This is a genomic window from Belnapia moabensis DSM 16746 (assembly GCF_000745835.1).
Classification (GTDB): Bacteria; Pseudomonadota; Alphaproteobacteria; order Acetobacterales; family Acetobacteraceae; genus Belnapia; species Belnapia moabensis.
In genome coordinates this window covers 1-6,916 of the sequence record NZ_JQKB01000153.1, presented here as the reverse complement: position 1 = coordinate 6,916, position 6,916 = coordinate 1, and the positions used below count along the sequence as shown (strand labels likewise).

The window sequence follows — 6,916 nt, the reverse complement described above, 5'->3', positions numbered from 1 at the left end:
CGCCTGGCTGTGGTCCTGCACCGCATGTGGTCCGACGGAACCACGTTCCAACCGCTCGGGAGGGCCGCCGCGTAATCGGACCAGCCGCTCCAACGAGATCCGCGCGCGTCGCGGAGTGGTGTCCCCGTGGGGACGAGGGTGAGGCGAGGACGAAGCCGTTCCTGCTCCGGGCATCCCTGGGTGCCGAGGGCGCGTAAGGGAGATTGGTCCCGCCCCCCCTTTTAGAACCCCATCCTGGGGCGGCCGATGCGCCGACCCCGAAGAGAAGCGTGAAACCCACGCGGGACAGCACCACTGCTTGACGCACGTGCCCACGATTAGAGAAGAACGGATATGTGGAATCGTTCAACGCGCGCCTGCGCGACGAACTGCTGGATGGCGAGATCTTCTACAGCCTGCGGGAAGCCGAGGTCGTGATCGAAAGCTAGCGTCGGCACTACAATACCGTACGGCCACATGGCGCGCTGGGATACCGGCCGCCAGCACCGGAGGTCGTTCTGCCGGCTCTCGCTACTTGGCCACCGGCGCTACGCCGACTGGCCTTGCCAACCACACAGGTCGTGGCGCCCAGACCAACGCTGAACTAACATTCACTGCGGACCAACCAATGGGGGCTGATCACCTTGGCTACATCACCCCAGAGCAGATGGAGCTCACCGCAGCCTGATCACCCCCAACCCGGTGTCCACACAAGCCGGGGAAGTCCATTCCATGCAACAATGCCAGCCTCGGACACAAGGCTAACGAACTGCTTTTCCGGTTTGTCCTGATACGTTATTGATCTTACTGGAATGCATCTCAGGGTTACCTTCGAACATGGATGGCGACGACGCGAACAGCACTGCAACGCAGGCCGTGCGTTGGAATAAGCAGGCCTTCCAGCAACGTAGCGCGGCGCATTACCCACCTGTGGGTGGTCTCGACCAGCCCATCCATAGCGACGCGTGTGAACGCCGCGCGCGACCCGGCTTAAGGGCGGTACTGGCCGGAGCCTTCGGTGGGCTTGGCTTGCTCGCCGCCCTTGCCTCGTCCTTAGCAGTCGGAAAGGCGGCCGACCGCCGGATCCGAGCTGATATCGGCGCCGAGTTTTCTGCCGCAGCCGAGCGCGCTGCCGACTTGTTGGATCGCGGCCTGTTCGAACGGCTGCGCGACGTTCAAGTCGCCGCCACATCGCTTACTTTGATGGCTGGGTCTCACCAGACCCTAGCTTCGCGTCGCGCTCTGTTACACCGCTTTCAGGAAACCTATCCCGACTACGCCATCCTGTTCCTCATAGGACCAGACGGGCGGGTAATTGCCACCAGTTCGGGCGGGTTTGAAGGCGGCGACGTGTCGCATAGAGAGTATTTCCAGCGAGCGTTGAAGGGTCCCATCGTCGCCGATCTGCATGATGCGTTGCTGATGGCACCCTTCCTTGGCCGCGGTCCAGAGAACCCTCCCCGCTTTGTGGATCTGGCCGCACCTGTGTACGCCGCCGACGGGACCCTGACCGGTGTGGTTGCGGCCCATCTGTTCTGGGAGTGGGCTGAAGGCATCGAGCGCGACGTGATGCAGCCTGTTCTCGCGCGGCACCCTGGAGCGGAGGCGCTCGTACTGTCTCGTGATGGTCGGGTTCTGCTCGGACCGCCTGGGCTGCGCGGGGCCTCGCTCGCAGACCTGGCACCCGGTGCGGTGCATGATCTGTTGGCAGCGCAAAGCGGAAGCACGGTTGGAAAGGCAGTCTCGGCCGACGGTGTGCTGGGCCGCACCTATCTTGTCGGTTATGCCGCCACACACGGCCACCGGTCTTATCCTGGGCTCGGCTGGCAAGTGCTTGTGCGGGATGATGCACAGGCTGCATTTGCGCCTGCGCGGCGCCTTGCATGGGAAGTGCTGATTTGGGGGGTCATCGCAGCCGCGCTCGTTGCGATGCTAGGCTGGCTGCTGGCCGGGCTTATCGCTCGGCCATTGGTGGAGTTGTGCCAAGCCACCGAGCGACTCAAGGGTGATCCCGGCCTTGCCGATGTGCCAACCGGACGCGGTCCTCGTGAAGTCGCCTCGCTCGCCTCCACGCTTGCAGAACTTCTATCTGCGGTGCGCCAGCGGGAAACGGCCCTACGCGATGGCGAGGCACGCCTTCGCTTTGCCACGGAGGGCGTCGGTATCGGCGCCTGGGAACTCGACCTCGACACGGGAAGCATCATTCCATCGCCCCGGTACAGCGCGATTTTCGGGTATGCAGAGCCACTGAAGTCTTGGGGTTTCAATACTTTCCTGAGCCACGTCGTACCGGGCGACCGCAGCATGGTGAGGCGGGTCTACCAGCAAGCTCAGGTGGATGCTGGTGAGTTGCAGGTTGAGTGTCGCATTCACCGCTCTGACGATCACGAGGAACGTTGGATCGAGATACGTGGAGCACCGTTGCTTAATCCAACAACCGGCGCTGTCGCCCGCTACTCCGGCGTGGTGACGGACATCACGGACCGGAAGGCGGGCGAGCGGGTGCTGGAGTTGCTCGTGCGCGAACTGGATCACCGCGTGAAAAACCAGTTTGCGGTATTTGACGGCCTTGTTCAGTTTACGGCCCGTACATCTCCCAACGCACCAACCATGGCAAGAGCGTTACGTGGCCGGGTGCAGGCCTTGGCCGCAGCCCATGACCTGGTGCGGGATGCCGCAGGAACCAAGCCAGATCGTGGCTTGCACCCGACCAACTTAGCAACCCTGTTTGCCGCGATCCTAGGAGGTCTCGGCAACTCCGCGCCTGATACCGGACGGATTCGGTTTGACGGCCCCGAGCTGGAAGCGGGGCCAATCGCGGCGGCCGCGTTGGCGCTCGTGCTGCATGAACTTGCCACCAACGCCGCAAAGCATGGTGCCCTATCCAGTGCCGAAGGGGCAGTCGAGATATCTTGGTCCGTCATGCAGGACAGCGATGAGGTACGTTTGGTCTGGCGGGAAAGCGGTGGACCGCAGATCACTGGTGAGCCTCGGCGCCCAGGCTTCGGCACGATGCTGGTTCGCCAAAGCATTGAGGGGCAGCTTGGCGGAACGGCGACTTTCGACTGGTCATCCTCGATGGGGGTGCTGGTAATCCTGCAAGTGCCGACTAGTCGGTTTGCGCGATGATTGGCTTCGGGGTCTGCCTGACACTGTGATCTGCGGCCGGGTCAGACCGGCCTGGGTATGCCGCCGCCCAGCTCCGGGCGCCCTTCGGCCCCAGCAAGGAGGGGTGCCGTCAACACGACCCGGGTCCCCGGCCTGTTATCCTGAATAGCGAGCTGCCCCTTGACCTGCATCATCAGCATACGTGTCAGCCGTGACCCGAAGCCGCCGGGTCGCTCCGTCTGCTTCATACCGCTCCCTTGATCTGCGACAGTGATACGGATGCTCCCGTTTGGACCGCTGGCGATGGTAATGTCGATCGGGCCTGGTGCCCCGCCATAGGCGTGCTTGACGGCATTGGTCAGAAGTTCGGTCACAACCAGCGCCAAACCAACCGCTGCATCTGTTGGCACCAGCACGGGCACCACCCGGGTCCGGATATGTCGGTCCCAGTCTTTGCCCCACTCCTCGACGAGCCCGTCTCGAAGCTCATTCATGTATGTATCGAAGCGGATGCTTTGGATCTGGTCTGAGCGCCAGAGCCGCCGGTGCACAGCCGAGACAGCAAGAATACGCCGTCGCGCTTCCGCGAAGTGTTTCGCCAGGTGCGGGTCTGCCACTTCCCGTTCCTGCAGCATCAGCATGGAATTGACGAGCTGGAGACTGTTTTGCAGCCGGTGATGGACTTCGCGCATCAAGAGGTCCTTCTGCGCGATCACTCTCTCCTTGTCGGCCAGGGTCTGCCGGAGCCGGCTGTTCAGCTCATCCAGCCTGCGTTGCCGGCCGAGTTCGAAGGCCGCGTCGCGGAACCGGCGCACCGCATCGACCTCCGCAACCGTCCACGGCCGCGAGTGCCCGTGTACGGCCTCCCGCCAAAGTTCAAAGGACGTCCGCGGCGTCAGCACCCGCGAATCCGATCCTGGCTCAACGGGCTTGTGGGGATTACCGGCCCATTCGATGACCTGGGCCCGCTCCCCGCGAAACCACAGCAGGAGCAGAGACTCCTCATGGGAAACTACGGTGGCCAGCAGCCCGCTCGCCCGCGCGCGGTATGCGGAGGCCGGACCATGCCGCTTAGATAGCCGGTCGGTCGCATAAGGGTCCGGCGCGTTATCCCGCAACAGCCAGTCCGCAAGATCCTGGATCTCGGCGTTGGATGGACGGTGGCCAGCGCCGATGATCTCCCCACGTCGGCAGACCGCTACGCCGTCCGACGGCACGACCGTGAGCAGCTCTGCTGTGTGCTCGGCCAAGGCCTCCTCGATTGGCTGTCCCGTGCGACCCAGCAGCATCAGGAGGTCATCGCGCCCCTCCGCCAAGCGCTGAGCCTGGGTATGGGCCTGAGCCTCTTCCCGTGCAGCAATCTGCTGGGAAAGAATCTGGCCGACATGTTTGCACGCCTCGCGGAGCTCGTAGGATACCAGCATGCCCGTTCTATGATGGCAGGCGACCAAGCCCCATAACATCTCATCATGCACGATGGAGATGGACATCGAAGCGCCAACGCCCATGTTTTGCAGATACTGCACGTGAACCGGTGACACGCTGCGCAATGTGCAGTCGCTCATGTCGAGCGGCTGGCCATTTGTTGGGGTCAGCGACGGCACAAGAGAGGCCGGAGTATAGCCGACATTCGGAACAACGCGGATGAGGTTACGCAGGTAAAGCTCACGCGCCTGCCTCGGAATGTCGGATGCCGGGTAGTGATGGTTCAGGAAAGACGGGAGGTCGGACTCCCGGTCCTCCGCCAGGACACAGCCCGAGCCCTCCTCGAGGAAGCGGTAGATCATCACCCGGTCGAAGCCAGTCAGACGACGCAGCATGTGCACTGCGGTTTGGTACATGCGAGGCAGATCGGGCGCGGCCGCCAACGCGGCAGCTATGGCGCGCAGTTCTCCGAGCAGGCGGGCAGCCGCAGGCCGGGACGCCGGGGCAGGCTCAAGTTCAAGGATAACCACACCGCCCCGCGCGTGGGCGACAACGTCGACCTCGGCACCGCTTGGGGCTGGCCTCACTGAGCCGAGATAGACTGGCTCGGCGTCTAGGCTGGCTGCCGATAATCGCATGAGAGCCTCGAGAGAGACGCCCAGCACCTCGCCGACCCGCCGGCCGAGTGGCGGCCGCTCATGGGCGAGCAGGCCTTGTGTGTCGCCCGCGGTCTGAATAATTTCCTCACAAGCGGAATTCACGACCAGAAGGGCACCATGCGGCTGGACCGCGGCGGGTGTTTGGATTGGCTCCCGATCGCAAGCCGTGAGGTCTACCGGTTCCACCCATTCAGTCCAACAATGGTGCCGGTCAATCTATCAGGCCGCTCCAGATCTGCGTAGCCGTGGAAGTTAGCCTCAGCGTTGTGCTGAACGAGACAGCGATCGGCAATCATCCCAGGCGGACCATAGGTCGGATGAGCTGAGATAGTCTGCGGACGATTGTCGGTATCCATATCGACGAAGATGTCGGTATCGGACCAGCTGCGGCAGAAACATCAATCGAGAGCAGCAACGGGTGCGCGAGCAGTCATCACAGGCAACGGCGCTCTATTGGTCCTCCCCCAACACCCCCAGGTGCGCCGCTGCGACCTCAAGCAGCGCCACATCGCCCTCCCGCCATTGGCGCCGGGTCAACAGCTTGGTCGCCTCGGCCGCCGGCATTCCGAGGGCAGCCCCAATCTCGGCGGGCTTGGTGATGCCCTGTTCATCCAACTCGCGGCCGATCGCCATCTTCAGCCGAATCATGGTCAGCCGGTCGGCGGTCCGGCGCCGGCGCTCCTCGGGCGTGATCTTCGGTTTCGCAGGTGGCATCTGGAGGTCGGGCAGCAGGCTCATGTCGGGAATGTTGGCCGTTGCTGCTGCCGGCGCTAGCCTACTGCAGATTCAGAACGGCAGCGCAGATCGATCCCCCCGATTGATCTGTGCTGCCGGGCTCTGATGCGGCACTTAGCCCCCCGACTATGTGCCGCAGCACAACTTGGGCGCGATTTTCCCGCGCACACAATCGATTATATACTTGCGGTAGAAGAAAACTGTGCATAACTGTGGCTATAGGCAAGTCGTCCTGATTCTCCCCCACCAGGACGGCTGAAAGCTCCGGCGGCTTGATCCCCCGATTGTCGCCGCCGGAGCGCCTCTAACCCGAGCGGCTGGTTTTCGCTCATGAGATGATGCGGGCGACAGCGAGGAAACCATAAGCGTTGTTTTCGGTTGAAGTATCAACCGCAGGCAATGTGACCCGCCTGCCTAACCTGTCTCTTCCTGGCTGCCTGACCCCCCTCAGGCGGCCATTTCTTTGCCTGCGGTGCGTCTCATGACGCTGGATCATGCCTTTCCTTGGCCAGGTATTGCTGCGCTTGGCCAATGAGCCGACGGTCTGCAGCACCGGCGACAAGTCCGGCCGCGGTAAAGGCCTCATAGGCTTCGATCGCCGCCACCGCTGCAGCGTGGATATCCACTTTGACCCGATGCTCTGGACCAGCCCAGCCCGCGGTCTGGAGCACCAGCAGCGCTCGTCTGAAGCGATCCCCGGCAATGATCTGCTCTCGGGCCATCATGGCTTGTTCTCTGCTCAATATGGTTATGCCTTGGCTTGTCGTCTCGAGAGGAGCAGCAGACGCCAGGCCACCAGCCGCACCCGCAACGCAAGCGACCGGTCCTCGGCAGCTTCGGTCCGGTTCACTTCTCCCCGCTGCTGGGTCGGAGTTTGCGCCGTACCAGTGGACAGTTCGGCTGCGGCTTCGGCGGGAAGCTGGACGGCTCTGCCAGCAGCGGCTGCCGTGCGGCGCGGAAGGGGCGGGCACTCATGCCGTACCCCTAACCGCTTCCGGCGCCAGCCGCGC

4 protein-coding genes and 1 pseudogene are annotated in these 6,916 nt (G+C 63.2%); 2 read left to right on the top strand and 3 right to left on the bottom strand.

Annotated features, from left to right (window positions below):
* Positions 1-323: 323 nt before the first annotated feature.
* Positions 324-587: pseudogene (locus EP26_RS34100) on the top strand (integrase core domain-containing protein); the annotation flags it as partial.
* 229 nt (positions 588-816) lie between these two features.
* The gene (locus tag EP26_RS34095) at positions 817-3,108 is read left to right on the top strand and encodes an HWE histidine kinase domain-containing protein (RefSeq protein ID WP_084113116.1); all 2,292 of its coding nucleotides are present in this window, start codon (positions 817-819) and stop codon (positions 3,106-3,108) included.
* 41 nt (positions 3,109-3,149) lie between these two features.
* Here EP26_RS34095 and EP26_RS28900 read toward each other — a convergent pair whose 3' ends face one another.
* The 3 genes from EP26_RS28900 to EP26_RS28890 form a co-directional block, all read right to left on the bottom strand.
* Positions 3,150-5,357 (bottom strand): histidine kinase dimerization/phosphoacceptor domain -containing protein, encoded by a 2,208-nt coding sequence (locus EP26_RS28900; protein ID WP_084113115.1) that lies wholly within the window; start codon positions 5,355-5,357, stop codon positions 3,150-3,152.
* 264 nt (positions 5,358-5,621) lie between these two features.
* Complete coding sequence (locus EP26_RS28895; RefSeq protein ID WP_043344502.1) at positions 5,622-5,909, bottom strand: hypothetical protein; 288 nt, start codon at positions 5,907-5,909, stop codon at positions 5,622-5,624.
* Between the two features lie 476 nt (positions 5,910-6,385).
* The gene (locus EP26_RS28890; protein WP_043344501.1) at positions 6,386-6,631 is read right to left on the bottom strand and encodes a hypothetical protein; all 246 of its coding nucleotides are present in this window, start codon (positions 6,629-6,631) and stop codon (positions 6,386-6,388) included.
* Positions 6,632-6,916 lie beyond the last annotated feature (285 nt).